Raw genomic sequence first — 25,451 nt, forward strand, 5'->3', positions numbered from 1 at the left:
CATGGCCCACCGCGCCCACGCCCACACCGTCGCGGTCAACGCCTCCCACTCCGTGACCGTCTCCCACCCCGGCGCCGTCACCCGCCTCATCGAGCAGGCCGCCCACGCCACCACCCGCTGACCCCCCCGGCCCCACCCCCACCCCGGAAGGACACCGCGGCCCCCGCCCTCTGACCTCCCCGGCCCGCCGCACGGCCCCCGCACACCGCGCGGCGGACGGCCCCGGACCGCAGGCGCACCCCGCGCCCGCGGCCGGGGCCGCGGTGTTCGCGGGCCGTCCCCCGCCCGACCACCGCCCACCGTCGCCCGCCGCGCGGGTCCCGGCCCCGGGACCCGCGCGGCGGGCGCGGGCTCAGGCCCCGGTGCCGGGCCGCAGGACGCCGAGCCGCGGTACCGAGGCCTTGCCGGTGTTGGACACCGCTCCTCCCGGCCACCGCGCCGTGAGCGGAGCGGTCTCGTCGGGCGGGGTGACGTGCACGGCCGCGGGCACCACGGTGGTGACCCCCGTGAGGGCCGGGTTCGCGAACGTCATGGGCGCCCAGGCGCTCTGCCCGGGCCGCAGCCGGACGGTCACCGGCGTGGTGCCCGCCGCGCGCTCGGGATCCGGTGCCACCTGCTGTCCGGCGCCGTCCACGAACGCCGCGCCGGGGAAGCCGCGGACCGTGCAGGTCCGCCCTGAGGCGTTGGTCAGCACCAGGGCGAAGTTCTCCTGGCCGGCCCCCGGGCTGCCGGGCGTGACGGACGCCCTGAGGTCCTGCGTGCGGCAGCGCCCGTCCCCCGTGGGCGCGGAGGCGGCCGGGGACGCGCCCGGGGCCGTGGACGCGGCGGACGGTCCGCCGGCCGGGGACGAGGCCCGGCCGTCCCCGGGCCGGGCGGACCCCCGGACCGACGGGGCGTCCGACGGCGTACCGGCCGGTCCGGCCGTGCCCGTGCCCACCCCTGCGGGCGCCGCGGAGCCGGGGAGGGTGCGCGGGGCGGACGCCTCCGTGCCGGTGCCGCCGGTGCAGCCGGCCAGGGCCGCCAGGAGGGCGGCCGCACCGCCGCACGCGGCGCCCCTCCGCAGCGCCGTGCCCCTCCGCCGGCGGCCGCCGGCCTCCGCGCCCCGTCCGCCGGCCGTGTGCTCCTGGTGTTCCATGGTGCCTTGTGCCTTCCTGGTCCGTGCCCGCCCTCCTGCCGGAGGGGCGGGGTCGTCGGCGGGGCGCGCCCGTCGTCTGCGGGACCGCCGCCCGGTGGGACGGACGGTCCAGTCACGTGTCCGCCACTTGGTGGGACGGGGCCCGCCGCCGAAAGGTTCGCGAGGGCTCAGGAGGAGCCGGCGACCCGGAGGCCCTCCAGGATCCGGCCGGTCGCGTCCGGACCGCCGTCCCGCCGGATCTGCACGTAGACGAGCGGGGAGGCGCCGCCGTCCCGCCGCGCCAGGGTGATCTCCTCGACCGGGCCGCCCCCGCAGCCCGTCCACGTCCGGATGCGCCCCTCCCACACCGCGCCCCGGTACGGGCGGCTGCCGGCCGGGACGCAGCCCGGGTGCGCCAGCCGGTCCACCGCGGCGGGCAGCGCGTCCTTCTCGCTGAGGCCGACGAACACGCCCGCGGCCCCCGACCGCAGGTCGGGCCAGCTCCCGAGGTCGGTGGCGACGGTGAGGCCCGGCTCGGCGTCCTCGTCCAGACCCAGTGCCCGGGGCGCCCACCCCGAGCCGACCGTCTCGCGGGCCCACCGCGCGGGCAGCTCCAGCCGGATCCGTCCCGTGGCGTCGCCCACGCCCGCCAGGGCCGACGCGTGCCGGGTGTCCGGGAGGGACCGCGCCGTGGCCACGGTGCCCCCCGCGGCCGCCAGCGTCACGGCGGCACCCGCGGCGAGGAGCCGCCCGCGGCGCGCGCGGAGGCGCGGCGCGGACCGCTCCCCGTCGGCCTCCGCGACCAGCCGTCCCACCTCCCGGGCGAAGCCGTCGGCGGTCGGCCAGCGCCGCCCGCGGTCGGGCTCCAGGGCGCGCAGGACCGCGCGCTCGACGCCGCGGGGCAGGTCCGGGCGCAGCCTGCGTGGGGGGACCACCTGTCCCGGCGGCCCCGGCACCGCCCCGGTCACCAGGTGGTACAGCAGTGCGCCGAGGCCGTACACGTCGGCCCGCTCGTCGATGCCGCCCTCGGGGCGGGCCTGCTCGGGGGCCGTGTAGCCGGGGGAGCCGACGGCCTGGGTGAGGCCCGACGCGTGCGCCAGGCTCTTGGCCAGGCCCAGGTCGGCCACCAGGATCCGCTCCCCGCCGCCGGGCGTGCTCGCGACCAGGACGTTGGAGGGCTTGACGTCCCGGTGGAGGATGCCCGCCCGGTGGAGGTCGGCGACCCCGCGTGCGGCCCCGGCCGCCATCCCCAGCGCCTCCGCGACGGGCAGGGGGCCGGGGGTGATCCGGTCCTCCAGCGTTCCCCGGTCGGTGTACTCCATGACGAAGTACGGGCGCCGGTCGGGAAGCTCCCCCACGTCGAACACCCGGACCACGGAGTCCGACGAGACGCGGCGCAGGAAGCGGGCCTCGGCCAGGAAGCGTTCCCGGAAGTCCATCCGGTGGGCCCAGTTGTCGGCCATGACCTTGACCGCCACCCGGGCGTCGAGGGCGTCGTCGTGCGCGAGCCACACGGTGGCGAAGGCCCCCGAGCCCAGGCGCCCGTCCAAGCGGTACCTGCCGATCTGCCGGACTGGGAGCATGGGACCATGATGCCCCAGCCGAGGAAGGGGAGAGGAGCCCGCCCGTGCCCGCCGATCCCGAGACGGAGTCGCTCGCCGCGAGGGCTGCCGCCGGCGACTCAGCCGCCCTCGACGCCCTGCTGGAGCGGATACGGCCCGAGGCCCTGCGCCGCTGCGGCCGCTTCCTGCCCTGCCGGGAGGACGCCGAGGAGGCGGCCCAGGACGTCCTGATCCAGGTGGCCCGCGGGATCCGGTCGTTCGAGGGGCGCAGCCTGTTCAGCACCTGGCTCTACACGGTCGTCGCCAACTGCGCCCGGCAGAAGTACCGGGACCTGAGGCGGCGCGCGTCCGAGACGCCCCTGGACGGCGAGGAGCTCCACCGGCCCGACCCCCGCACCACCAGCGTCGTCGCGGGCTCCCGCATCGACCTGCTGGAGGCCCTGGAACGCCTGGAGCGCCAGAGCCCGCACCTCGTCGCGCCGCTGGTCTACCGGGACGTGTGCCAGATGGACTACGCCGAGGTCGCCGAGCGGACGGGGCTGCCCCTGGGGACCGTCAAGTCCCGGCTGCACGCCGCCCGGCGCACGGTCCGGCCCTGGCTGGCGGAGTCCTCCGGGCCTGCGGGAGGGGCTCCGCCGGTTTCGGGCTGACGCCGTCCGGTCTGCGGCGCCCGGGTTCCGCGGACCGTCCCCGCGGGCACGGATCGAACCCGGAAGTGCAGCCGGCCACCACGCCTGCGGCCGCCGGGCGGTACGGTCCTGCCCAGCCGCGACCGCGGGCTGTCGGGGCTGCGTGGACACCACCCCGCCCGCGGCCACCGCTTTCCGGTGCCTCCCGGGTCCGGGGCCGAGGCCGACGGAGCCGGACGGGTCCGTGCGCTCCGGGAACCGCCGGTGCGGCGCCGCTCCGCCGTCACAACACGTGCGGCGTGCCTTCCGTGGACCATCTCCGGTCGACGGCTCCGTGCAGCCTGATCAGTGAGGGCCAGATCCCATGACACGCACCGCACCCCCGCCCGTCGCCGCTGCCGACGGCGCGGGAAAGTCCTCCGCCGGCATGGCGGCGTGGGCTTCCGCGACAGCGGCCGCGCTCACCGGAGGAATCCTCCTCGGCATCCTCACCAACCTCGCTCAGGGCTGGCTGCCGAACCCCTGGAACCAGCTCGCGAACTCCGGTGCCGTGTGGACTGCAGTGGCTTTCGCCTCCGGAGCCCTCGCGGCCCGCCGGATGCCGTTCTCCGCGTCCGTCGTGGCCGGCCTCTGCTCCGAGGTGTGCCTCGTCGTGGGCTACTACGGCTATGCGGAGCTCGGGCGCGACGGGATGGGCGATCTGAGCTACCCGTTTCTCTGGCTGGGCATGGCCTTCCTCGTCGGACCGCTCTTCGGGGCCGCGGGTTCCTGGTGGCGCCGCGGGAGCACCGGGTCCCGCCGCGTCACGGGACCGCTGCTCCTCGCGGGCGTCTTCGGTGCTGAGGGACTGGACTACGTGTTCGACCTCCACTACGCCGCCCAGGCATGGGCGTGCCTGGCGGTCGTCCTCCTCGTGCCCGTACTCATGCTCCGTACCGCAAGAGAGCGTCTGACCATGCTCCTGGGCGCCGTCCTCCTCTCCCTCCTCACCTACGCCACCGTCTTCATCGGACTGCAGCACCTCGTCCTCTGAGCCTGATCGGCCTGCACGGCCCGGCGGCGCCCGGTCGGCCGTGATCCTTCGCCTGTCGGGGCTTCTAGGGCGGGCGTGGCATCATCGCGGGACATCCGTTCTCCCTGGCTCGGTCCGTACGTTGCGGAGCGTGACCAGGAGTCATCGCGCGCGTGTTCCTCGCAGGTGCGACCGGCGCCGTCGGCCGCATGCGCGTACCGCGGCTCCTGGAAACCGGGCACCAGGTGACGGGTACCACCCGCTCGGCGCCCGGCGCAGCCCGGCTGGAAGCCCGGAGGGCCGAGGCCGCGGCGGTCGACGTGCCCCGTGCGCACCCCGTCCGGCAGGCGAGGGCCGAGGCCGCCCCGGACGCGGTGATCCACCGGCTGACAGACCTCTCGAACGCCGACGGGGGACGCCGGCAACCGCATCCGCCGCGAGGGCATCCGCAACCTGGTGGATGCGGCCCGCTCCTGTGGCGCGGGCAGGACCGTCGTCCAGTCCATCGCCTGGGTGCACGGACCCGGAGACCGCCCCGCGGACGAGCCGGCAGCCCTCGACACCGGCGCGCCGGAGCCTCGGGCCGCTCTCGTCGACGGTGTCCGGTGCATGGAGGAGGCGGCCGCGGAGCTGGGGACGGTGGTCCTGCTGCGCCACGGGGTCCTGTACGGCCCCGACACCTGGTACGCGCCCGGCGTGCCCGTGGTGGCGACCCTCGCAGGCGCCCCGGCCGTGGACCTCCCGGGTAGCGTTGAGGCGAACGACGCCGTGACCTCCTTCCTCCACGTGTCCGACGCGGCGCGGGCGGCCGTCGCCGCACTCGGCCGGCCGGCCGGCCCGGTCAACGTCGTGGACGACGAGCCCTCCCCCTCCCGTGCCCGGCTGCCGGTCCTCGCCCAGGCGGTCGGTGCATTGCCCCGCCGGTCACCGCAGGCCGCAAGGGCTGGGAGTGCGGCGCGCTCAACGCCCTGGCCTGTTCTCGCGGCTGGCGTCCGGACCGTCCGACCTGGCTGACCGGCTTCGCCGACCAGGAGGTCGCCGCCCCCAGGCGTCCCCACCACGCCTGACGGCGGCGCCGCGGGGCCCCGCCCGGGCCGGCCGCCGACGGGCCTCCGGTTCACGGGAGGGACGGAGTCCGCCCATGAGGGCAGAGACCGTGCCCTCGACGGTCGGGGGTGCGGAATCCGCGGGACGGCTCCCCGACAATGGACGTGTCCGCACTTGTTGCCACCCGTCCAGGCCCTGTCCATGGCCGACGGGCGCGCCGTGCGGTAGGCGGACCGTGCCGAAGGGTCCACGGTCCGCCGCGACCCGTGCGGGGGACGCCGCACGGGTCGGCCCGGGGCCCGCCGTTCCCCCCGTACCGGCGGGTCCCGGTGCCGCGGGCCCCCGCCCCACCCCGAGGGCGGGGGCCCGCACGCCGTTCACCGACCTGCGCGCTGCGACGGGAAGCGGTGCAGCCGCCCCGCCCCGGCGGCCCGTGAGGCCGGGGTGTCGCACCGTTCCTGTCGGCTCCGCCCCCCTACGACCTCGTCCGCCGGACCGCACGGCGTGCACCGGCCCGCCCGCGCCGCCCGGCGGTTCCGCGCCCCGGCCTGCTGCGTTCCCGGCTGCGGTCGGCCGGTGTCCCGTCCCCCCTCGCGGCCGCTCCGGGCGCCGGCCCGGGCGGCGGGTCCCGCCCGCCGCCCGGATGCCGGTGTTCCGCTGCCGCGCCCCCCGGCCCCGGCGGCTCCTCAGCCCCCGGCCCTGCCCCCCGCCGGTCCGACGGCGAACCACGTGCCGCCCAGCCCCTGGCCGTTCAGGTCGCCGGGCCGGCTGTCGCCCGCGTACCGGTAGACGGGCCGCCCGCCCACGGTCACCTGCACGCCGCCGTCCTGACGGCGGATCGCCCCGACCTGCCGCGGGTCCACCCCCGACAGGTAGACGTTGCCGCCCTGCCGGACGGTCACGGGGGGCCACTGCACGGCGCAGGCGTCGTTGCACTGCGACCTGCCCGGGGTGGCGGCGTCCCCCTCGAAGCGGTACAGCGTCGAGCCGTTGACGTCCACGAGGTGGGCGGACGGGAGCGCGCGCGAGGTCACCGCCGTCAGCTGGGCCCATCGCGGCGGATCCACCTGGAGGGCGGCTCCGACGACGGTGCCTCCGGTCCCCGTGAGACCGGCCGCGGCCGCGGTGGTGTCGACGATCTGGAGGCCCGTGTTGCCCGCCGGCGCGGCGCTTCCCGGGGCGGCGCCCCCGGGCGGCAGTGCCGACGCCGCGGTGGCGGCGGGCGGAGCGGCCGCCTGGCGCGGTCCGTCGCTGATCGTGATGGTCCTGCCGCAGGAGGCCAGGGCCGCGGTGCCGCAGACCGCGAGGACGAGGGCGGCGGCGGCACGGCGCGCCCGCCCGCCCGCAGGAACGGTGCGCACGCGAGTGCGAGGGAGAACAGCTGTCACTCCTGGCACACGGACCGGGGAGCCCGGCGGTTCAACGCACCCGGGGATCCGTCCACCGCCGCACCCGCCGGTCCGCCGGACTGAACGCCGCGGACGGTCCGTCCGTGTGACGGGAGGGGGAGTGGGAGCACAGCACGAGGAGGCGGCATGGCCGAGGACATCCAGATACCCGGGGACGAGTTGCAGGAGGCCCAGCGCACGCTGGGCTTCGTCCACGACTTCATCGACATCGGGCACCACACGTTCGACTTCGACGCGGCGTTCGGCCGCGAACTGTCCCGGGGTGCGGCCCAGCACTTCGAGAACAGGTGGGAGGACGGCAGGCACCAGCTCCAGAAGCAGGTGAAGGGCGTCTCGGACGCCATCGGCAGCATCCTCGACGCGTTCGACCGCACGGACCGGGACGCCGTCAGCAACCTCAGTGACGGGAAGGGGGGCCGGTGAACACCGCGGAGCGCTTCCTGCTCGACGTCCCCGACCTGTGGCGCGAGGTCGACCTGAGCGGGGAGGAGCTGGCCGCCGTCCGCGCGAAGGCGCTGGCCGCCACCTCCGACCCGCGCGAGAAGGCCCGGATCAACGACATGGTCCGCCAGGGCCGCGAGGTGGCCCGCGCCGCCCGCAGGCACGGGGCGCTGCTCGCCACGGGCACGGCGACCCTGTACGACGACGGGCTCTTCCTGGCGTACGGCATGGTCTTCGCCGTGAGCACGCCGCAGGGCTCGGAGCTGACGCTGCCGGTGCTGTCCGCGCAGCTCGGCGCCGGGGGCGACGCCACGCCGAAGGATCGGGTCGTGACCTCGGTGGAGCTGCCCCATGCGGGGACGGCCGCGCGCGTCACCGGCACCGAGACCGCCCGGCTGACCGGCGACGTCGAGGTCCGGCTGCTGACGATGCACACGATGGTGCCCGTGCCGGAGAGGCCCGGCGACTTCCTGGCCGTGACCCTCGCCAGCCCCAACCTGCCGCTCCGGGCCGAGGTGTACGACCTCTTCGACGCGATCACCTCCACGTTCCGCTTCGTGTCCGCCGACGGCGAGGCGGCACCGGAGGGCACCGCCCCCGGCCGCTGAGGCCGGTCGGGGGCAGGTCGGGGGCAGGAAGGGCTCGCAGGCCGCGACAGCTGCGACAGCCGCGGCGGCTGCGGCGGACAGCACGGAGGGCGGCACCGGGACGAGGAGTCCCGGTGCCGCCCTCCGCCGTTGTCAGAACCCGGTCCCGGTCAGCGGCACCTGGACCGACAGCAGCGTCCCGTCGCCCAGGTGCAGCAGCCCCCGGCCCGGCTGGGGGGCCTGTCCGACGACCCCGCGCGTCAGCCGCACCCCGATGACCTCGCCGTCGCCCAGGCCCTGCGGCGAGAGCAGCATGCCGGTGCGGTTGCGCTTGACCTGGCCCATCCACCCGGCCAGCGACAGCGACAGCGACTCCGCGTTGCCGGCCGCCAGCACCCCCCAGCCGTTGCCGGCGCCGCCCCGGGCGAGCAGGGCGAGGTCGGCGTCGATCTCGGCGCCCATGAACAGCTCGGCGTCGTCCACCACGACGACCGCGTTCGCCTCGGGGACGTTCCCCAGCACCTCCCGGAACTCGGCCACCGGGACCTGCGGGTCGGTGAGGACGGCGGCCACACCGGGCCGCCCCTCCAGCTCGCGCAGCGGCGACCGCCGCGGCGCGAGCACCACCAGGCCCGTCCCGGCGGCGAGCAGCGAACGGGCCGCCGTGAGCAGCGCCGTGCTCCGGCCGGTCCGCGGCGGTCCCGCGACCACGAACGTCGGGACGTCCGCGAGGTCCGGGCCGAGCGAGGCGAGGGTGTCGCCGCCGACCGCGACCAGCGGCCGCATCGGCCCGCCCTGCGTGTGCAGGGCGGCGGCGTCGTCGTAGGCGATCCGGTCGGGCAGCACGTCCAGCCGCAGCGCCCGGCGCTCCGCCGGGACGCCGGCCTCGCGCTCCGCCAGCCGCGCGCCCAGCTCGGTGAGGGCCTGCGCCTGGGCCGTGCCGGACAGGTCGGCGCCGAGCACCGCGATCTGGACCTCGCTGAGGTCCTGCGTCCGCACACCGCGCCCCGGGGCGGGGTCGGCGGGCGCGGACCTGCTCGGGATGCCCACGGAGGAGTAGTCCTGGCGGTCGTTCAGCCGCAGGACGACCTTGTCCTCGGTGGTGCCGGAGAACCGGCTGCCGCCCAGCACCCGGTCGCCCGCCGGCACGACGTGGATGCCGACGCCGGCCCCGTCCCGCAGCAGCCGGACCATCCGCTCCATGAAGCTGCCGTTGTCGTAGGAGGTGAACTCCCGCTCGAAGACCTCGAAGCGGTCCACCATCAGCACGATGTGGGGCAGGCGCTCCCCCGGGGCCTGGGCCCTCCGCAGTTCGGCGAGGTCCGCGGTGCCCCGGGTGCCCAGGGCGGCCTGACGGGAGGTCAGCTCCGTGTTGAGCCGGTCCAGCAGCCGGCCCAGCCGCTCCACCTGGTTGCGGTCGACCACCGCGCCGCAGTGCGGCAGCGAGGCGAGGGCGTTGAGCGCGCCGTTGCCGCAGTCGATCCCGTACAGGTGGACGTCGTCGGCGCCGTGCGCCTGCGCCAGGGCGGCGGCCAGGGTGCGCAGCGTCTGCGAGCGCCCGCTGCGGGGCGAGCCGACGACGTGCAGGTGGCCGGCGCGGTCGAGGTCGAACAGCAGGGGGGACCGGCTCTGCTGCGCCGGCAGGTCGACCATGCCGTACGCGACGGCCGGCAGGGCCGCCCCGCGCACCTCGGCGGGCGCGGGCGCCGGGGGCGCGGTCCACTCCAGCAGGTCCGGCAGCGGCGGCAGCCACGGGCTCGGCTGCGGAGGGACGCCGGCGGACCGGGCCGCCTCCGCGACGGCCGCGGCGAGGACCGCGAGGTCGGTGACGGCCTCCGTCGGGGCGCCCGCCGGACCGCCGCGGGACCGGCCGGCCGGCAGCGGGCCGCCGAGGTCCCGCCAGGACACGGCCTCGGCGCGGACCGGCGCCTCCGTGCCCGCCGCCGGGGCGCCGCCGGGACGGCGGCCGCCGACCCGCCCGGCCTGGAAGGGCAGCAGGGCCGACGGACCGAGCCGCGCGTGGGCGCGGCCCGGCGTGGCCGGGGAGATGTCGCCCGAGTCGGGCGCGTCGATGATGTCGCGGCTCTCGGCGGTGTCGGTGGTGCGCAGGGCGATCCGCAGGTTGGTGTTGGCGCGGATGTCCGGGGTGACCGCCCCGCCCGGCCGCTGGGTCGCCAGCACCAGGTGGATGCCGAGCGACCGGCCGCGCTGCGCGATGTTGACCAGGCCCGGGACGAAGTCGGGCAGCTCGCGCACCATGGACGCGAACTCGTCGACGACCAGCAGCAGCCGCGGCAGCGGCGGCAGTGCGTCCCCGCCGCGCGAGCGCTTGTCCAGGTAGTCCTCGATGTCCTTCGCGCCGGCCTCCGCGAGCAGCGTCTCGCGGCGGCGCAGCTCCGCGCCGAGGGAGACCAGGGCGCGTTCCACGAGGTGCGTGTCGAGGTCGGTGACCAGGCCGACGGTGTGCGGCAGGTCGGCGCACTCGGCGAAGGCGCTGCCGCCCTTGTAGTCGACGAGCACGAAGGTCATCTCGTCGGGGCGGTTGACCACCGCGAGCGAGGCGACCAGCGTCTGCAGCAGCTCGGACTTGCCGGAGCCCGTGGTGCCCGCGACCAGCGCGTGCGGGCCGTCGCGGACCAGGTCGACCGCGAACTCCCCGTCGTAGCCGCTGCCCAGGACGGCCCTGGTGCTGCGGCCCCCGAGCGCCCAGCTGCCCGCCACGGCCTCCGCGGTGGGCGGCTCCACGCCCAGCAGGTCCAGCAGCCGCACGGAGCCGGGCAGGGCGCCCTCGTCGCCGTCCCCGACGCCCCGCAGCGGCGCCAGCGCCCGCGCGAGGTGCTCGTACCAGCCGGACTCCGGCGCGTCGGTCCGCACGCCCTCCAGGGGCGCGCCGCCCCCGGTGCGGACCCGGCAGGAGCCCCCGGCCGGCGACGGGCCGGTGACGACGACGGCGCCGCACTCCTCCGGCAGCAGCCGCTCCTCGCGGTCGATGCAAATGGTGTGCACGCCCACCGAGGGCCCGTCGCGCAGCAGCCCGATCACGCCGGGCAGCGAACGGGCCCGGCGGGCCTGCTCCAGGACGACCAGGACGTCCGGGTAGCCGTGGACGCCGCCCCGGACCAGGTCCGGTCCGGCGGCCAGCCGGGACGCCACGAGCTGGCCGAGCTCCCCGATGCGCCGCGCCAGCGAGTCGGTGGTGCTGCCCACCAGCGCGTACGCGTCCTCGCCCTGTGCCTGGGCGTGCGGCAGCCAGCGGGTCCAGGACCAGTCCGCCTCGCCGTCGGGGCCCGCGAGCACCACCAGGCGCAGGTCGGCGGGACTGTGGAGGGAGACGGCCTGGGCCGCCATCCACCCGGCGAGGCGGCTCGCCCCTGGTCCGGCGACGCCCGCGACGCCGACCTTGCGCAGGGGCAGCGCGACGGGCGCCTGGTGCAGCTGCGGCACCGTGGTGCGCCGGTGCTCGTCCCGGGTGGGGTCGTCGACGCTCAGCGACGACGGCAGGTCGGCGGTGCCGACCCGGACCGTCAGGAAGTCGGGGTCCTGCCAGCGGCGCTCCCACAGCCTCTCGGAGGGCTGGACGGCCGTCAGGAGGAGCGAGGCGGGGTCCGGCAGCGACAGCCGCAGGTTCACCTGCTCCTCGCGCAGGGCGGCGTCGACGTCGGCGCCGACCCGCGCCACCGTCTCCTCGTACTCGGCCTTCTTCTCCAGGTACTTCGCCATGCCCTGCTTCCGGCTGCCGAACTGGCTCACCAGGGCGGCGATCGGCGAGAGCAGGGCGAGGAAGACGAAGGTCCAGTTCTTGGTGACGAAGATCGCGATGGCCGCGCTGCCCGCGGGCAGGAGCAGCAGCGGCAGGAGGGGGACGGGCCGCTTGTCCGGCCTGATCGGCGGCGTGGGCAGCCGGAACCGGGGGGTGCCCGTCTGCGGCAGGAAGCGCGGGGGGCGGTTGAACTCCAGTCCGAGGCCGTCCGGGGACGGCGTCAGGGGCGCCCTGGCCGATACGGCGGACGCCAGCTCCAGCAGCGAGTCCCCCACGGCGAGCCGGCTGCCCTCGTGCCAGGGGGAGGTCCCCTCCAGCTCCCGGCCGTCGAGCGCCGCCCGTCCGGTCGCCAGCAGATCCGCGCCGCCGTCGAGCCGTACCCGCACCCGCGCCGCGGACGGCGGCACGTCTTCCCCCTCGGGGAGCCGCACACGGCAGGCCGCGGCACTGCCGATGTCGTACTCGCCGGGCAGCAGGCGGAAGACCGTCCCCGCGCCGGGCCCGGACACGACCCGGACCTCCGTGCGGCCCTCGGCCTCGGGCACCCCCGGTACGGGGGAGCCGAGCCCGAGGGCCATGCCGTCCCTCACCCCGGCCGCCTGGAGGGTGTCCTCGGGGTCGACCGGCCGCTGGCCGACGTACAGGGCCGGCCCGGGGCCCTCCGCCCCGCCCGCTCCCGGGGAGCCGACGGCGCGCGCGAGTTCCGCCGCGAGCCTGCCCGCCCGTGCGGAGGGCTCCGTGTCGACCACGACGGCCGTGGACACCCCCTCGGCATGCGGGTCGGGAACGCTGACGTTCAGTCGCACGGCTTGTCGTCCTTCTCGTGGGTCGGGAGTGGGGAGGGCGGGGCGGGGCGGGCCCGCCCGGGGCGGGCCCGCGGGGGTCAGCCGAGGTTGGAGCCCAGCTGGTCGTCGGTCTGGGAGAAGGCGTCGCCGACGGACTTCACGTACTGGCCGATGCCCTGCAGGCCCTGGTTGACCTGGTCGAAGCCCTTGGCGAACTCGTCGAAGAACGGCTGGAACTTCTGCTGGGCGGCGGGCGTGCTGTAGCCGTTGGCGAGCAGGTTGCTGATCTTCCCCCTGACCTCGGTCAGCTTGTCCTGCAGCTGGGAGAAGTCGTTGAGGAGGGCCTGCGAGGTGGAGGCGGTCTCCTCGGAGTTGACCTTGTAGTCGGGCATGTCGGTGCTCCTTGCTGGTGATTCACGGTGTCCGTCCGTGTGCGGACGGAGGTCTGAGGGTCGGCGCGGTTCCCGGGCCGACCGTCCCGGGAGGGGGGGCCTACCGGGCGGTGCCGCCGCCGCGGCCGGACGTCTCCCGGCTCTGGGGCCCGGAGTCCTGGCCGCCGGGTCCGCCGCCGTGGGTGTGGTCGACCTGGGGGGCGGCGGGGGACGGCTGGCCGCCCCCGCCGCCCGACGGATCGGGCAGCGACCCGCCCCCGCCGGCCGGGAGCTCCGTACCCGCTCCTCCGGTGGAGGTGGTGGGGGAGGGCGGCAGGGGGATGTCCGCGGGGTGGGTGGAGGTGGTGGGGGAGGGCGGCAGGGGGATGTCCGCGGGGTGGGTGGAGGTGGTGGGGGACGGCGGCAGCGGGATGTCCGCGGGGCTTGTGGGATGTGCGCCCCCGGCCGTGCCGGATCCGACGGACCCCTTGATCGGGATGCGGCCCGCGAGGCCGTCGACCTGCCTGCCTAGCCCGCCCTTGCCCACCGGGCCGGAGCCGAGCTTCGAGGCCGAGTTGGCGATCTCGCCGGCCGCCACCTCGTTCGGGTCGCCGCCCTGGGCGACCCCCACGCCGATCTTGGTCCCGAGCGTCGCGCCCTCCTCCACGAAGTTGCCGGCCTGGTCGGACGCGCGCTTGCCGAGGCTGTCGTTCGCCGCGCTCGGCGTGGTGTCGCCGAACCGGCCGCCGGCGCCGTTCCCGGGCTTCGCGTTGCCGCGGGCGGAGCCGATCTTCCCCACACCCCCGCGGAAGGCGGCCCCGGCGACCGCGCCCGCGGCGGCCCCGCCGAACACCCCGGCGGCGGTCAGCTTGTCGTGGTTGGCCGCCTTGGCGGCCGCCTCCAGCGCCGAGTTGGCCGCGAACTTCCCCGTGACCTCGACGGCCGTTTTGCCGACCGGGTTGGAGAGCACGGCGCCGACGGGCCTGGACGAGAGGGCGGACTCGCCGATCTTCGTCAGGCTCGCACCGCCCTTGGTGACCAGGGCCGAGTTCTTGACCGCGGCCACGGCCGCGGGGGCGATCGCCTTGACCGCCTTGCCGCCCAGCCCCAGCAGCGCGGCACCGGGGACGATGCCGAGCAGTCCGGTGATGAAGTCGCCCGCCTTGATGCCGCCCGTGCGGCCGGCCACGACTTGGTTGAACACGAAGAGCGCCCCGGCGAGCAGGCCGCCGACGACCGGGAAGAACACCGCCGTGATGGCGATCGCGATCGCGAGGAGGATCTGAACGAACGGGAACTCCTTGAAGAAGTCCGCGATCTTCTGGAAGACGTTCCGCGGCGGGATGGCCTCGCCTGCCGCCTTGTCGAGGACATCCGAGCAGGACCGCTGAGCCGACTCCCGCATGCTCTTCGCCTGTTCGGCGAGGCTCCGGGCCGCGCCGAGCTCGGCCCGGCCGGCGTCGACCGCCTCCTGGGCCTTCTTCGCGTCCGCCTTCTCCTGGTCGGTGGGGTTGTCGCTCAGCGGCTCGGGGGTCTGGCCGGCCTTGGCCGACGCGCTCCGGGCCTGCTCGACCGCCTTGTCGAAGGTGTCCTGTGCCTCCCGCAGCTTCGGGATGTAGTCGGCATAGGCCTGCGCGGCGTCGTGGTAGGAGTTCACGGTCTTGGCGAGCTTGTCGGGAAGATCGCTGCCGATCTTCTCCTTCAGCTTCTCCATGGCCGAACCCCGGCCGCGGGAGACCGCGCCGTCTTTCTTGAGGACGTTCAGCGCCTTCTCCGCGGCGTCCCCGATCTCCCTGTACCGCTGGACGACGCCCTGGATCAGGTCCGGGTCGCCCGGCGTCGGGTCCTGGTCCATCCCGACCAGGTGGAAGTCCGCCGGACTTGAGTGCTGCCGTGCCATCCGGTCCTCTGCTGTCGTCGCTCCGATGGGGTCCGCCTCCTACACGGAGCCGCGCGCTCCGAGGTTCAGACCGTCCCCGCACTCGAACCGCTTCCCGCGCGCGGCCGTGTAGGGGGTGGGGCGCGGGGGATCCGGACGCCCCTCCCTTCCACGCAGGGGCCGCCCGCACCCCCGGCAGACGGGGCGCGCGGCGGACGACACGGACGGAGAACATGAGCAAGCCTTCCACCGCCACGGCCCGGTCCGGGCCGGGAGGGGCACCGGCGCACCGGACCGCGCGGGCCGCCGCCCGCGCCCTCGCCGCCGTCCTGCTGGCGCTCTGCGCGGCGTTCATCGGGGCCGCGACCGCGGAAGCGGCCGACGGCGGCCTCGTCAAGGTGTTCGTGGTCCAGGACCCGGCGCGGACCGGCGGCCGGCTCGCCACCCTGGAGTCCGTCGCCGCCGCCACGCTCGGCGACCCGGCCCGCGCCGGCGAGGTCTTCGCCCTCAACCGCGGCCAGGCGCAGCGGGACGGCGGCGCGCTGAACAGCCCGGCGGACCCGCTGCACCCCGGCTGGATCCTGCGCCTGCCGCAGGACGCCTCCGGAGCCGCCGTGCAGCTGGCGCGGGACACCGCCGCCCAGGGGCAGTCCTCCGGCGGCGCTGCAGGAGCGGGTGCGGCCGCAGGCGGCACGCCGGCCGCACGCACGACCGTCCTGACCGTCCCGCTCCCCGCGGCCGCCGCCGCGCTCGGTGCGCTCCTCCTCGCCCTGGTGACGGCCGGCATCGTCGCCAGGCGGCGGCTGGGCCGGATGCTCGGCGCCGGGGCCCGCCTCGTCCACCGCCTGGGCGCGGCGGGCAGGCGGCGGCGTACCCTCCGTGCGAGGCGGTCGGCAGGGAGCGCCTTCGCGTCCGACACCTCGCCCCTCCTGCACGCCCACTCCGTCCTCGCCCGGTTCGAGGCCGCGCCGCACGCCCCCGCGACGCCTGTGCACGCGCTCACGGCCGACCGGACGGGGGTGACGGTGTGGCTGGACGCCCCCGACCTCCCCGACCCCTCCTGGCAGCACCTGGGCGGACCTCGCTGGCACCGCCCCGCCGGCGCGCCGGAGCAGGGGGCCGCGGACCCCGGCGCCCTCAGGGCCGCCGCCGAGGCCTGCCCGGTGCGGGTCGGCACCGGACCCGGCGGCGGGCCGCTCGTCGTGGACCTCAGCCGCCTCGACGGGGTCCTCAGCGTGACGGGCGACCGCGCCGTGGCCCTCGACGTGGCGCGCAACCTCCTGGCGGAGGTCGGCCGCAGCAGGCCGGGCACGCCGCTGATCGTCATGGCCGGGACGGAGGGCGGCCCCACGCCCGCGGTCCCGCCCGGCCTCCGGCAGGTCTTCGCGGAGGAGGGGCGGGCCGCTGCGGTCGAGGGGCGCCTCCACGGCCCCGTCCGCGGCGCCGCCTCCCGCCGTCCCGTCAGGGGGCTGGTCCTCGTCGCGGGCACCCCGACCGGGAGCGAGCGCGCTGCGCTCGCCGGGCTCTGCGGCCCGGACGGCAGTGGCTGGACGGGCATCGTCTGCGGCGAGGTGGACGGCGCCCACTGGCGCTGGCACGCGGACGAGGACGGCAGCGCGGACATCCCCGTCCTGGGGGTGAGGACGACGGTTCCGGCGTGAGCCCCGCCGCACGGCGGACCGCCGGGGGCCGCCCCGGGACGGGGGCCCCGGCTGCGAGCGGCCGGGGCCGGCCGCGTGCGGCAACCTGACCGTGGCCGTCCGGGCCGTCCGGGCCGTCCTTCCGCGCTCCTCTCCCTGGTCCGGCCGGACGGCGCGGTATCGGACGACGCGCGGGTGCACGACGGGCGGCACCGGAGGCGGTCCGCTATCGTCACCAACGGGGCTGCGGCTCCGCCCGACCCGCCGTCGGCAGGCGTCCGGGGGCTGCGGCGACCCGACGAGCGGGACGGCTCCCAAGGACGGTGACCGACGTGCCGGATGTCTCCTTCGGCAGCCTCTTCGCGGTCATGGTGATCGGCGTGCTGGTCCCGCTGCTGCTCGGCCTGGCACCCCGTCTGCGGGTTCCGGCCGCCGCACTGGAGATTCTCGCGGGCATCGCCGTGGGACCCCACGGCCTCGGCTGGGTCGCGATCGACCTGCCGGTGCAGATCACGGCCCTGCTCGGGCTCGCCTTCCTGCTGTTCCTGGCCGGTCTGGAGATCGACGTCCGCGGACTGCGCGGCCCCCCGCTGGAGCTCGCCGCCGTGGGTTACGCCGTCTCCGTCGTGCTCGGCCTGCTGGCCGGCTCCTCGCTGCATGCAGCCGGATGGGTCCGCAGCCCCCTGCTGGTGGCCGTCACGCTCTCCGCCACCTCCCTCGGACTCGTCGTGCCGGTGCTCAAGGACGCCGGGCTCACCGCGGGAGCACTAGGCCGCAACGTCCTGGCGTCGTGCTCGGTTGCGGAGTTCGGGTCGGTGGTCCTGCTCTCGCTGTTCTTCTCGACCTCGGGCGGCAGCACGGGGGGCCGCGTCGTGCTGCTGGCCACCTTCGTCGGCCTGGTGTCCGTCACGGCCTCCGTCGTCATGCTCGCCGGACGGTCGACGCGGCTCGGTGAGGTGCTGCAGCGCCTGCAGGACACCACGGCCGAGATCAGGGTGCGCGCGGCCGTGGCCCTGCTGGTCGCTTTCGCCGCACTGGCCGAGAGATTCGGTCTGGAGAGCATCCTCGGAGCCTTCCTCGCAGGCGCGGTCGTCGGCCTGGTGGACCGCGACTCCTCCTCCCACCCGCGCTTCCGCGGGAAGGTGGAGGCCGTGGGGTACGGCTTCGTGATCCCGGTCTTCTTCGTCGCCAGCGGGCTGAGACTGGACCTGGGCGGCCTGTTCGCAAGTCCGGCCGCCCTGCTGAGGATCCCCTTGTTCCTCGCCGCCCTGCTGCTCGTGCGGGGGCTTCCCGCCCTGCTGTACCGGCGCTCGCTCGGCATCCGGGCCTCGCTGGCCGCAGGCATGCTCCAGGCCACCTCCCTCGCCTTCATCGTCACCGTGACCCAGATCGGCCTCGCCCTCGGCCTGATGGGGCCCGTCACCGCCGCGGCCCTGGTCTGCGCGGGAGTGCTGTCCGTGCTGCTCTTCCCCGCCGGAGCACTGACACTGCTGCGGGACCGGCGTGCGGCACCGCGGCCCACGGGTTCGGGGTCCCGCACGGACGCAGGGCTGTAGCGCGGGGGTCGCAAGGGCCCTTCGCCGCCCTCGCGGGACACGGGAAGCCGACCTCTCCACGCGACCCGTCCATGGCCGCCGTGAGACGTCGGCAGGCTGCGCGGACCATGGTCGGAGCTTCCTCGACAGGCGCTCCAAAAGGCTGCCCGAGGACGGGGGGCCTGCGGCCGTCGTGCGTGCCGCGGCAGGCCCGGGCGGCTTTGCGCGGGGCGGTTGCCGGAGGCCGGCGTGGTTGCGGGGCCACCCCTCCCGTGGTTGCCTGAGAGCGGGTCCACCGAGCTCCCCGGATACTCCCTGCCTGTCGGGACGGGGGCCGACCCGGGTCCGGCGGGACTCCCGCTCCCCGGAACCGGAAGGCACCGTCCGGGCATGCGCTGTCAGGACGTACCCGTTCTGGGACCGCCAGGACCCCGGCCGTGCTGGACTGCTCCTGTGGAGGGTCGGCCTTGGACGACAACCGCCGTGCAGACAGCGCACAGCGCCATGCGACCCCGGAGCCGGAGGCCGACGGCTGGAACCTGGCCCTGACCGAGGTCCTGGTCGAGCTGTGCGACGGGCTCGGCGCCCACGCGGCCTCGGTCCACCTTGCCGCGTCCGACGGTCGGGACCTGGTCTCCGTGGCCATTGCCGGCACGCCCCTCACGGTCTTCAGCCTTCCCGAGCGCACGTCCGCCGACGGGTCCCACACGGCGGCGATCGCCTATCGCACCGGCCTGCCGGCCCACCTCGCCTCCAGCCCCTCCGAGGGCCCCGTCCGGCTGCTCCCCTCACCCTGTTCGGCCGTCTCCGTGCCGCTGACCGTCCGCGGGAGGGTCCGTGGCGTGCTGACCGGACTGTGGACGCCCCCCAGACCCGAGGCCGGGCTCGGCGCCCTCCAGTCACTCCTGGGCCTGCTCGCCGACCGGCTCACGGAGTCGTGCGTCCCGTCCGGGCCCCCGGAGCCGGAGGTCCGCACCGCAGGGTTCCCGGCCATCATCCCGACGCGGGGGTCCCGGACCCGGGACCCTTCCTCCGCGGACCCCGGCTGGGGCCTGGCCACGGTGCCCGCGTCGCGCGGGCTCTCCCTCATGTACCAGCTGCACAAGCTCTCCATGTTCCTCAACCTCGCCACATCCTCGGAGAACGTGGTCCGGGCGGCCTTCGACCACATCGCCGCGCCCTTCGGGGCGGACGGCTGCGTGGTGGCGCTCGCCTCGGAGCGCGGGTTGCGGGTGGTCGGCCGCAGCGGAGCGCGGGAACTGGCACGCACCGTCGGCGCCGAGCATCCAGACCGGGGGCTCCCGGGCCTGCTGGCCGCGCACGGCGGGGTGCCCCTCTTCCTGGCCGACCGACCCGCAGTGCTCGACGCGTACCGGGGCGAGGAGGTGGGCTCAGTGCAGGCACTCGCCGTCCTCCCGCTGACAGGGGGCAGGACCGCCGGGGGGTGCCTCATGCTCGCCTTCGGCTCCCCGCGCCTCCTTGAGGACGACGAGCAGGCGACGCTGCTCATGATGGCGCAGCAGGTCTCGACCGCCCTGGACAGGGCCCGGCTGGGTGAGGCGGAGCGTGCGCTCGGCGACGCCCTCCAGCGGAAGCTGCTGCCGAGGGTCCTCCCGGAGTTCCCGGCGGTCACCGTCACCGCCCGGTACGCCTCAGGTCCGGAGACCTCCGGAATGGGCGGCGACTGGTACGACGTCATCCCTCTTCCGGACGGGCACATCGGCCTGGTCGTCGGCGACGTGGAGGGCCACAGCACCGACAGCGCGGCTGTCATGGGTCAGCTCCGGAACGGCCTGCGGGCGTACGCGGCGGAGGGCCACGCACCGTCCGACGTCCTCGCCAGATCGTGTGCGCTTCTGTCGGAGCTCGACACCGACCTGTACACGACCTGCTGCTTCGTGAGCCTGGACGGCGAGTTCGGCACGGCGGAGGTGGTGCTCGCCGGCCACCCGGCCCCCCTGCTGGTCCACCCCGACGGACGGGTGTCGGCCGTCGAGGCGCCCCCGAACGTGCCGTTGGCCGTCCTGGACGGGCAGCGGTACCTGAGCAAGGAGGTCGCCGTCGCACCGGGGACGATCCTGGTGCTGTACACCGACGGGATGTTCGCCCGCACGGACGGTGACCCCGTGGCCAGGGTCCGGGAACTGCTGGCCCGCGACATGCTTCCCGACGGTGCGTCCCTGCACGACGCCGCCGACCGGCTGATGGCCGGCACCGCCGGCGGGAGCGCCCTGCGGAGCGATGACGCCGTGCTGCTGCTGGCCAGGTACGAGGGCTCCCCCACGGGCGCCGTGCCGAGGATCGGGAACATGCTCGTCCACCGGCAGGATCTCCGGAGCGTGGGAAGGGTGCGCCGCTTCGTGCGGGACTTCCTCCACGAGGACGGCCTGGAGAGGCTCGCCGACGACATCGAGGTCATGGCCTCGGAGATCACCACCAACGCGCTGGTGCACGCCGACAGCGATGTGGAGGTCTGGATCAGGGAGTACGCCGACCGGATCCACCTGGAGGTCCGTGACGTCGACCTCAGGCGCCCCGTGATCACTTCCGTGGTGGAGGACGACGATGTCAACGCCACCTCCGAACACGGGCGGGGTCTGAGCATCGTGGACGTCCTGTCCCTGCGCTGGGGGACGTCCCCCAGCGGTCGCGGCAAGGCCGTGTGGATCGATGTGGCCAAGTGACCCCGCGAGCGGCCGTCCTCCGTGGCCGCCCGAGGGCGGCCCCGGAGGACGGACGGCTCACAGGCGCACGGGCAGCCGCATCCTGCCGTTGAAGACGAACGTCGGGAGGGGCTCCAGGGCTTCCAGGGGCTCGGCGGGACCCAGGTCCGGGAAGCGTGCGAACAGGGCCGGAAGCGCGATGCCCGCCTCCAGGCGCCCCAGGGGAGCGCCGATGCAGTGGTGCACGCCGTGGCCGAAGGCCGTGTGGTCCTTGTCGGGCCGGTGGACGTCGAACTCCCCGGCTGTCGCACCGTGCCGGCGGGGGTCGCGGCCGCCCGCGCCGAAGCCCATGAGGATCGGCTCGCCGCGGGGGATCACGACGCCCTCGCCGAGGTCGAGATCCTCGACCGCGTACCTCAGCGGCATGTGCTGCACCGGGGCGTCGGCACGAAGCGTCTCCTCGACGACCTCCGACCAGGGCACGGCGCCGCAGGTCGCGGCCTGCCGCTGCCCGGGGTGCCGGAGCAGGGCGGCCACGGCGTTGGTGATCAGGTCCGTGGTCGAGGGGATCCCGCCCGCGACGGTGACCGCCAGTGCCAGGACACGCTCCTCCTCCGTCATTTCCGCCGCAGCCACGAGGTCGCTCGCCATGTCGTCGCCCGGCGTCCCCCGCTTCACCCCGAGCAGTGCACCCAGGAACTCCAACGCCTCCTCCGTGCGGGCGGCTGCCTCGGCGGGGTCGGGCGAGGGCTCCGCGAAGGCCGCCATCGCGCGGTCCGCATCGCTCCACAGGCCGTCCGGCACCCCGAAGAGGTCGCACAGCGTCTCCCCGGCGACCACACGGGCGTACCGGCTGCGGATGTCGACGACGGTGCCGGAGCCCGGCTCCCCGAGGGAGGACAGGCCGGCGTCGACCCGCGCGCGCAGGTTCGCCGCCAGGGCGGCCGTGCGCTCCGGAGTGAAGGAGCGCTCCATCACCCCGCGCAGCCGGCGGTGGTCGGACCCGTAGGCGTTGAGCACGGTGGGCGAGACCAGGAACGGGGCGAGTGGCCAGTCGGCCGGGAGGCTCTCCAGTCCCGGCCAGTGCCGGTGCGCGTCCCGCGACACGCGGTCGTCGTCCGCGAGACGGCGCAGGACGTCGTGCCGCGTCACCGACCAGGCGGTCACGCCGCCCGGCAGTTCGACGCGTACGGCCGGCCCCAGGGACTGCAGGCGTGCGGCATCCTCCTGGACGCTGCGACCGGTGAGGTCGAAGGGGGCGGTCTCCGGGTGCATGGTCATAGTGGTGTGACTCCGATACTGCGGATGTTCCGGGATGCTGCCGTGTCCGCGCGTGCGGACCTGGACGTCTGCCGACCTCCCGGCCTTCCGGGGCGGCCGTGGACGGGCCTGCGTGCGGCTCGTCCTGCGTCCGGCGGATCGCGGTGCGGACCCGCCCTGTGAGGCGGATGGCCGCCCCGGGGCCCTGCCGACCCCCGGCGGTCGCCGGGTTCCCGGAGGAGCGACCCCCTGGGAGGGTGCGGCGGTCTTCTCCGCCACGGTTGCGGCGGCTCTGCCGGGGTGGCGGACGGGCACGGTCCCGGGAGAGGGCCGTACGGGTGTTCCGGGGGATCGAGTGGCGGTTCCCGTGCCTGTCGGCGGCGCTGACGGCAGGTTCGGGGACTAAGAAAAACGTACACCATAAAATCGCACGCAAGTAAAATGGTCGATGTGATGTTCGCCCCCTGTCGCGGCCCCGGGTGGTCCGGGCTGCGGTGAGGAGCGGGCGGCTCCAAGGGTGCCGTGCCCTTGAGGGGCGGCGGGCGAAACCCCGCGTGCGCACGGTTGTTGCCCGATCGGGCTTGTCGGCAGGCCGTGAGGGCGAGGACCGGCCTAGGATTTCAAGGGCGTCATTCATGCCATATGCACGCCAAAAATCCACATGGGATCAGACTTCGCCGATCGGAGAGTGCAATGAGTGGTTTCTGGATGGAGAGCCTCCTCGCCGAGAACCCGGAGGCGGGGTGGAACCTCGCTGTCAAGCTGTCCCGGATGGGCGTCAAGGCCACGCAGCCCTCGGACGAGGTCCGGGGCCGGCTGCGCGCGATCTACGCAGAGGACGCCGACAGCCTCATCGCCTCGTCCCATGTGGTGGCCGTCAACTTCCAGACGGTCGCCGCCGCCAACAACTACTGGCGGTGAGTGGGGGCGGCCAGGCGTCATCCCGCCTGGCCGCCGCCCTGCGGCTCCGCTGCTTCTCGGTGCATCACCCGGGAGCGGGCCCCGCGGACCGCCGGACGGCTCGCCCGCGGCGCTCCCCGTCCCCTTCCGTGCTCTGCTCCGAGGGGATCGCTCGGAGGAGTCTCCCAGGACATCCGGTCGATGTGTGCCTAATATCCCCTTATGGCATTGCCTGCCCGAATGCCGTGGCCCGAGCCGTCGAAGCGAGATGCTCCGACCGGTCCCGCCCGTCGAGTTCGCCTGTCGGAGGAAGAGCAGTGGACACGTTCGACACCGTCGCCGAGAGCAGTGGAAACCCCGTTCCCGACCACCTGCGGAACCTCTTCAACCACCCGGACGACGTCCGTGTCCAGAAACTGCCGTGCGAGCTGCCCGAGAAGGGCTCCATGGTGGTGTTCTTCGGTGCGGGTGCGCGCACGGTGCCCCACACCCACCACAACGGCCAGCACCTGTTCATCGTCGACGGCGTGGGCGTGGTCGGTGACGAGAACGGGGTGCACGTGGTCCGTGCCGGCGACGTCGTCAGCAGTCCGCCCGGCGGATGGCACTGGCACGGGGCGTCCCAGGAGCACGCGATGACGCACCTGACGGTCGAGCAGCCCGGCGACTTCGACCTGGACGTCGACCGCCGAGACTGGGACAGCAGTTACGGCCCCACGGCCTGATCGAGGTCCTCCGATCCGCCCTGCCACGAGAGTGCACAACCCAGGAGACGCCGCCATGTCCCACCACCTCGACTCCCCCCTGGCCCGGTCCGATGTCCGCCTGGACATCACTGATTTCTACGTCTTCCGCGGCGAGACGGGGACGGTGTTCGCCATCAACGTCTCCCCCTCCATCGCGGGGGAGGACGCACCCCGGGGATTCCACCCCGAGGGCCGCTACGAGTTCCGCATCGACGGCAACAGCGACCTGGTTCCGGAGCTCACCTACCGCATCTCCTTCGGGGATGAGGACGGCTCGGGCGGCCAAGGCGTGGAACTGCGGCGCCTGCGAGGGGCCGACGCAGTGGACGCCGCGGCCGACGGCACGGTGCTGGCCACCGGGACGACGGGGACCATGATTCCCGGAGAAGGAGGACTGAGACTGTGGGCCGGCAGGGCCCACGACCCTTTCTTCCTCGACGGCGTCGTCCTGGGGGCCGTCGGCAACGCCTTCGCGCAGGGCACCGTCGTCGACCTGTCCGGATGGAGCCCGGCCACCGCCACGAACGCTCCCTTCGGCAGCAACGACGTCTACGCCCTCGTGCTGGAGGTGCCCGACCCGGACCTGCTCGAGGTGGCCTCCGACCGCCGTATCGGCACCTGGGCTCTCAGCATGCTGGCCACCGATGCCGGCGGGTGGCGCCCCATCAATCGTGTCGGCCTCCCCATGATTCCGCCGATCTTCGCGCAGCACGACGAACACCTCGGCGACCACCTGAACACTGCCGACCCTGCCGAGGACCGCAGCCTGTTCGCGGACCGGATCGCCTCGGCGGTGGCCGCCGTGGTGAAGTCCTACGGGACCGCCGACGATCCCCGCGACTACGGCCGCACTGTGGCGGACAGGATCTTTCCGAACGTCCTGCCGTACACCGTCGGCACCCCTGCCGTCTTCGGCTTCGGCGGGTGGAACGGCCGCTCCCTGACCGACAGCGCACCCGACGTGATGTTCTCCCTGGCCACCAACACCGCCTTCACGACGGGAGTGACCAAGGACTCGGTTCCGGTCAAGCCCACCGCGACCTTCCCCTACGTCCCGGTGTTCTCCTGACCTCGTCGCGCAAGGGGCCGGACGGTCGGCGACCCTTCCGTCGGTAGCGCGGGCCCGGGCTTACCGTTCCTGCGGCCGCAACGCCGTCAGACCGGTTCTTTCGGCTCTGCCCTGGAGTGAGGATTTTCCCGGACGCAAAGGCGGACGGCCCGCCTCATCCTTGCCTGCGGCCCTCATGGAGGTTCCGCTGAAGGAATGTGTGCCAGCCGGCCGCTTCGTTGGCCGGCCGGTCCGACCGGGGCTGAAGGCTCCGGTCGTCCCTGACCGTGCGGTAGCAGGCCTGACAGGGCGGCCTCCTTGTCGGCCCGGTGCAGCCGCCCCGTTCGGGAGGCGGAGGCATCGGGCCCTCCGTGCGGGTGCGCCGCCTGCACGGAGGGCCCCCCGCCCGAGCGCCCGGCGCCGACCGTCACGGGGGTCCCGTCCACGCCGGACGGGTGACGTCCGCCTGCCGGTGCGACGCCCCTGTGCGTGCGGTGTGACGGCCGTGGGCCGGACCCCGCCCGTCCCGTCGGCGCGGGCGGTGCGACGGGCGCCGCGCGACGGGTGCGCACGACGGGGAACAGCCGACTGCCCGACCGTATGAGGAGTATCCATGTCCCAGCCCTCGATCTCCGGGAGCATGAGCCCGCGGGAGACCGTCATGGCTATGTACAACGGCCTGCTCACCTCCGACCGCGAGGTGCTGCAGGCCATCACCCATCCCGACATCGAGATCCACGTGACCGAGGAGCTGCCCTACGGCGGTGACTACCGCGGGCTCGCCGGCTTCCAGGACCTGTTCAGGAACACCTTCGGGCTGATCAGGAGCACGATCGAGATCGAGAACGTCTTCGACGCGGGGAGCCGGGTCGTCGCGGTCGGCCGCACCCGCGGCAACGGCAACGCCACCGGGCAATACTTCGACTCCGCGATCGTCCATGTGCTCACGGTGGAGAACGGCATGATCGTGCGCTTCGACGCCTTCGTGGAAGACGCCCCCATCGCCGCGGCGATCCACGGGACCCCGGAGGGGTAGGGCCCGGTACGGACCCCGCCGCCCGGC

General features: G+C 75.2%; 19 protein-coding genes and 1 pseudogene. 13 read left to right on the forward strand and 7 right to left on the reverse strand.

What is annotated here, in order from left to right:
- Window positions 1-352 precede the first annotated feature (352 nt).
- Together LO771_RS16985 and LO771_RS16990 are read right to left on the reverse strand one after the other, a co-directional pair.
- Window positions 353-1,135 carry a DUF4232 domain-containing protein gene (locus tag LO771_RS16985; protein WP_230653289.1) on the reverse strand — a complete coding sequence of 261 codons (783 nt, stop codon included), beginning with the start codon at window positions 1,133-1,135 and terminating at the stop codon, window positions 353-355.
- A gap of 167 nt (window positions 1,136-1,302) precedes the next feature.
- Window positions 1,303-2,697 (reverse strand): serine/threonine-protein kinase, encoded by a 1,395-nt coding sequence (locus LO771_RS16990; RefSeq protein WP_230653290.1) that lies wholly within the window; start codon window positions 2,695-2,697, stop codon window positions 1,303-1,305.
- Between the two features lie 44 nt (window positions 2,698-2,741).
- On the opposite strand from LO771_RS16990, the gene LO771_RS16995 reads away from it, so the two are divergent.
- The 4 genes and pseudogenes from LO771_RS16995 (at window position 2,742) to LO771_RS17010 (ending at window position 5,331) form a co-directional block, all read left to right on the forward strand.
- Window positions 2,742-3,326: an RNA polymerase sigma factor gene (locus LO771_RS16995; protein WP_230653292.1), complete on the forward strand. Its 585-nt coding sequence runs from the start codon at window positions 2,742-2,744 to the stop codon at window positions 3,324-3,326.
- Window positions 3,327-3,669: 343 nt separating this feature from the next.
- Complete coding sequence (locus tag LO771_RS17000) at window positions 3,670-4,338, forward strand: DUF6518 family protein (protein ID WP_230653294.1); 669 nt, start codon at window positions 3,670-3,672, stop codon at window positions 4,336-4,338.
- A gap of 152 nt (window positions 4,339-4,490) precedes the next feature.
- A pseudogene (locus LO771_RS30720) lies at window positions 4,491-4,694 on the forward strand (NAD(P)H-binding protein); the annotation flags it as partial.
- A gap of 232 nt (window positions 4,695-4,926) precedes the next feature.
- Entirely contained in the window at window positions 4,927-5,331 is a 405-nt protein-coding gene (locus LO771_RS17010; protein WP_230653508.1) for a hypothetical protein, read from the forward strand.
- A gap of 719 nt (window positions 5,332-6,050) precedes the next feature.
- On the opposite strand, the gene LO771_RS31365 is transcribed toward LO771_RS17010, so the two are convergent.
- Window positions 6,051-6,725: a hypothetical protein gene (locus LO771_RS31365; RefSeq protein ID WP_230653296.1), complete on the reverse strand. Its 675-nt coding sequence runs from the start codon at window positions 6,723-6,725 to the stop codon at window positions 6,051-6,053.
- Window positions 6,726-6,899: 174 nt separating this feature from the next.
- Between LO771_RS31365 and LO771_RS17020 the strand changes: the two genes are divergently transcribed.
- Window positions 6,900-7,196 carry a hypothetical protein gene (locus LO771_RS17020; protein ID WP_230653298.1) on the forward strand — a complete coding sequence of 99 codons (297 nt, stop codon included), beginning with the start codon at window positions 6,900-6,902 and terminating at the stop codon, window positions 7,194-7,196.
- Window positions 7,193-7,822, forward strand: a complete 630-nt coding sequence (locus LO771_RS17025) for a hypothetical protein (protein ID WP_230653300.1) — start codon at window positions 7,193-7,195, stop codon at window positions 7,820-7,822. Before LO771_RS17020 ends, LO771_RS17025 begins: the two co-directional genes overlap by 4 nt.
- Before the next feature lie 132 nt (window positions 7,823-7,954).
- Here LO771_RS17025 and LO771_RS17030 read toward each other — a convergent pair whose 3' ends face one another.
- From LO771_RS17030 to LO771_RS17040, 3 genes are all read right to left on the reverse strand, one after another.
- A complete protein-coding gene (locus LO771_RS17030) occupies window positions 7,955-12,361 on the reverse strand; it encodes an FtsK/SpoIIIE domain-containing protein (RefSeq protein ID WP_374228189.1) in 4,407 nt (1,468 codons plus the stop codon).
- An 83-nt stretch (window positions 12,362-12,444) separates the two neighbouring features.
- Window positions 12,445-12,738 (reverse strand): WXG100 family type VII secretion target, encoded by a 294-nt coding sequence (locus LO771_RS17035; RefSeq protein WP_230653303.1) that lies wholly within the window; start codon window positions 12,736-12,738, stop codon window positions 12,445-12,447.
- 100 nt (window positions 12,739-12,838) lie between these two features.
- Window positions 12,839-14,617 carry a hypothetical protein gene (locus LO771_RS17040; protein WP_230653305.1) on the reverse strand — a complete coding sequence of 593 codons (1,779 nt, stop codon included), beginning with the start codon at window positions 14,615-14,617 and terminating at the stop codon, window positions 12,839-12,841.
- A gap of 212 nt (window positions 14,618-14,829) precedes the next feature.
- On the opposite strand from LO771_RS17040, the gene LO771_RS17045 reads away from it, so the two are divergent.
- The 3 genes from LO771_RS17045 to LO771_RS17055 all read left to right on the forward strand — a co-directional run bounded on the left by LO771_RS17045 (window position 14,830) and on the right by LO771_RS17055 (window position 20,455).
- Window positions 14,830-16,257 (forward strand): hypothetical protein, encoded by a 1,428-nt coding sequence (locus LO771_RS17045; protein ID WP_230653307.1) that lies wholly within the window; start codon window positions 14,830-14,832, stop codon window positions 16,255-16,257.
- 311 nt (window positions 16,258-16,568) lie between these two features.
- A complete protein-coding gene (locus LO771_RS17050) occupies window positions 16,569-17,792 on the forward strand; it encodes a cation:proton antiporter (RefSeq protein WP_230653309.1) in 1,224 nt (407 codons plus the stop codon).
- A gap of 446 nt (window positions 17,793-18,238) precedes the next feature.
- Window positions 18,239-20,455, forward strand: a complete 2,217-nt coding sequence (locus LO771_RS17055; RefSeq protein WP_230653311.1) for a SpoIIE family protein phosphatase — start codon at window positions 18,239-18,241, stop codon at window positions 20,453-20,455.
- 57 nt (window positions 20,456-20,512) lie between these two features.
- On the opposite strand, the gene LO771_RS17060 is transcribed toward LO771_RS17055, so the two are convergent.
- Window positions 20,513-21,715, reverse strand: a complete 1,203-nt coding sequence (locus tag LO771_RS17060) for a cytochrome P450 (RefSeq protein WP_230653313.1) — start codon at window positions 21,713-21,715, stop codon at window positions 20,513-20,515.
- 672 nt (window positions 21,716-22,387) lie between these two features.
- On the opposite strand from LO771_RS17060, the gene LO771_RS17065 reads away from it, so the two are divergent.
- The 4 genes from LO771_RS17065 to LO771_RS17080 all read left to right on the forward strand — a co-directional run bounded on the left by LO771_RS17065 (window position 22,388) and on the right by LO771_RS17080 (window position 25,424).
- Window positions 22,388-22,615 carry a hexameric tyrosine-coordinated heme protein gene (locus tag LO771_RS17065; RefSeq protein ID WP_230653315.1) on the forward strand — a complete coding sequence of 76 codons (228 nt, stop codon included), beginning with the start codon at window positions 22,388-22,390 and terminating at the stop codon, window positions 22,613-22,615.
- A 296-nt stretch (window positions 22,616-22,911) separates the two neighbouring features.
- Window positions 22,912-23,319: a cupin domain-containing protein gene (locus tag LO771_RS17070; protein ID WP_230653317.1), complete on the forward strand. Its 408-nt coding sequence runs from the start codon at window positions 22,912-22,914 to the stop codon at window positions 23,317-23,319.
- Between the two features lie 55 nt (window positions 23,320-23,374).
- On the forward strand, window positions 23,375-24,409 hold the full coding sequence (locus LO771_RS17075) for a DUF4331 family protein (RefSeq protein WP_230653319.1): 1,035 nt from the start codon (window positions 23,375-23,377) through the stop codon (window positions 24,407-24,409).
- Between the two features lie 592 nt (window positions 24,410-25,001).
- A complete protein-coding gene (locus tag LO771_RS17080; protein WP_230653321.1) occupies window positions 25,002-25,424 on the forward strand; it encodes a nuclear transport factor 2 family protein in 423 nt (140 codons plus the stop codon).
- The last annotated feature ends 27 nt before the right edge of the window (window positions 25,425-25,451 follow it).

Origin of the sequence: Streptacidiphilus sp. ASG 303, assembly GCF_020991365.1 — a bacterium.
Lineage (GTDB): Bacteria > Actinomycetota > Actinomycetes > Streptomycetales > Streptomycetaceae > Peterkaempfera.

Coding starts and splice junctions, on each gene's coding strand:
- LO771_RS16985 (WP_230653289.1), bottom strand. CDS start 1,135: ATGGAACACCAGGAGCACACGGCCGGCGGACGGGGCGCGGAGGCCGGC.
- LO771_RS16990 (WP_230653290.1), bottom strand. CDS start 2,697: ATGCTCCCAGTCCGGCAGATCGGCAGGTACCGCTTGGACGGGCGCCTG.
- LO771_RS17000 (WP_230653294.1), top strand. CDS start 3,670: ATGACACGCACCGCACCCCCGCCCGTCGCCGCTGCCGACGGCGCGGGA.
- LO771_RS17010 (WP_230653508.1), top strand. CDS start 4,927: ATGGAGGAGGCGGCCGCGGAGCTGGGGACGGTGGTCCTGCTGCGCCAC.
- LO771_RS17020 (WP_230653298.1), top strand. CDS start 6,900: ATGGCCGAGGACATCCAGATACCCGGGGACGAGTTGCAGGAGGCCCAG.
- LO771_RS17035 (WP_230653303.1), bottom strand. CDS start 12,738: ATGCCCGACTACAAGGTCAACTCCGAGGAGACCGCCTCCACCTCGCAG.
- LO771_RS17040 (WP_230653305.1), bottom strand. CDS start 14,617: ATGGCACGGCAGCACTCAAGTCCGGCGGACTTCCACCTGGTCGGGATG.
- LO771_RS17045 (WP_230653307.1), top strand. CDS start 14,830: ATGAGCAAGCCTTCCACCGCCACGGCCCGGTCCGGGCCGGGAGGGGCA.
- LO771_RS17060 (WP_230653313.1), bottom strand. CDS start 21,715: ATGACCATGCACCCGGAGACCGCCCCCTTCGACCTCACCGGTCGCAGC.
- LO771_RS17065 (WP_230653315.1), top strand. CDS start 22,388: ATGAGTGGTTTCTGGATGGAGAGCCTCCTCGCCGAGAACCCGGAGGCG.
- LO771_RS17075 (WP_230653319.1), top strand. CDS start 23,375: ATGTCCCACCACCTCGACTCCCCCCTGGCCCGGTCCGATGTCCGCCTG.
- LO771_RS17080 (WP_230653321.1), top strand. CDS start 25,002: ATGTCCCAGCCCTCGATCTCCGGGAGCATGAGCCCGCGGGAGACCGTC.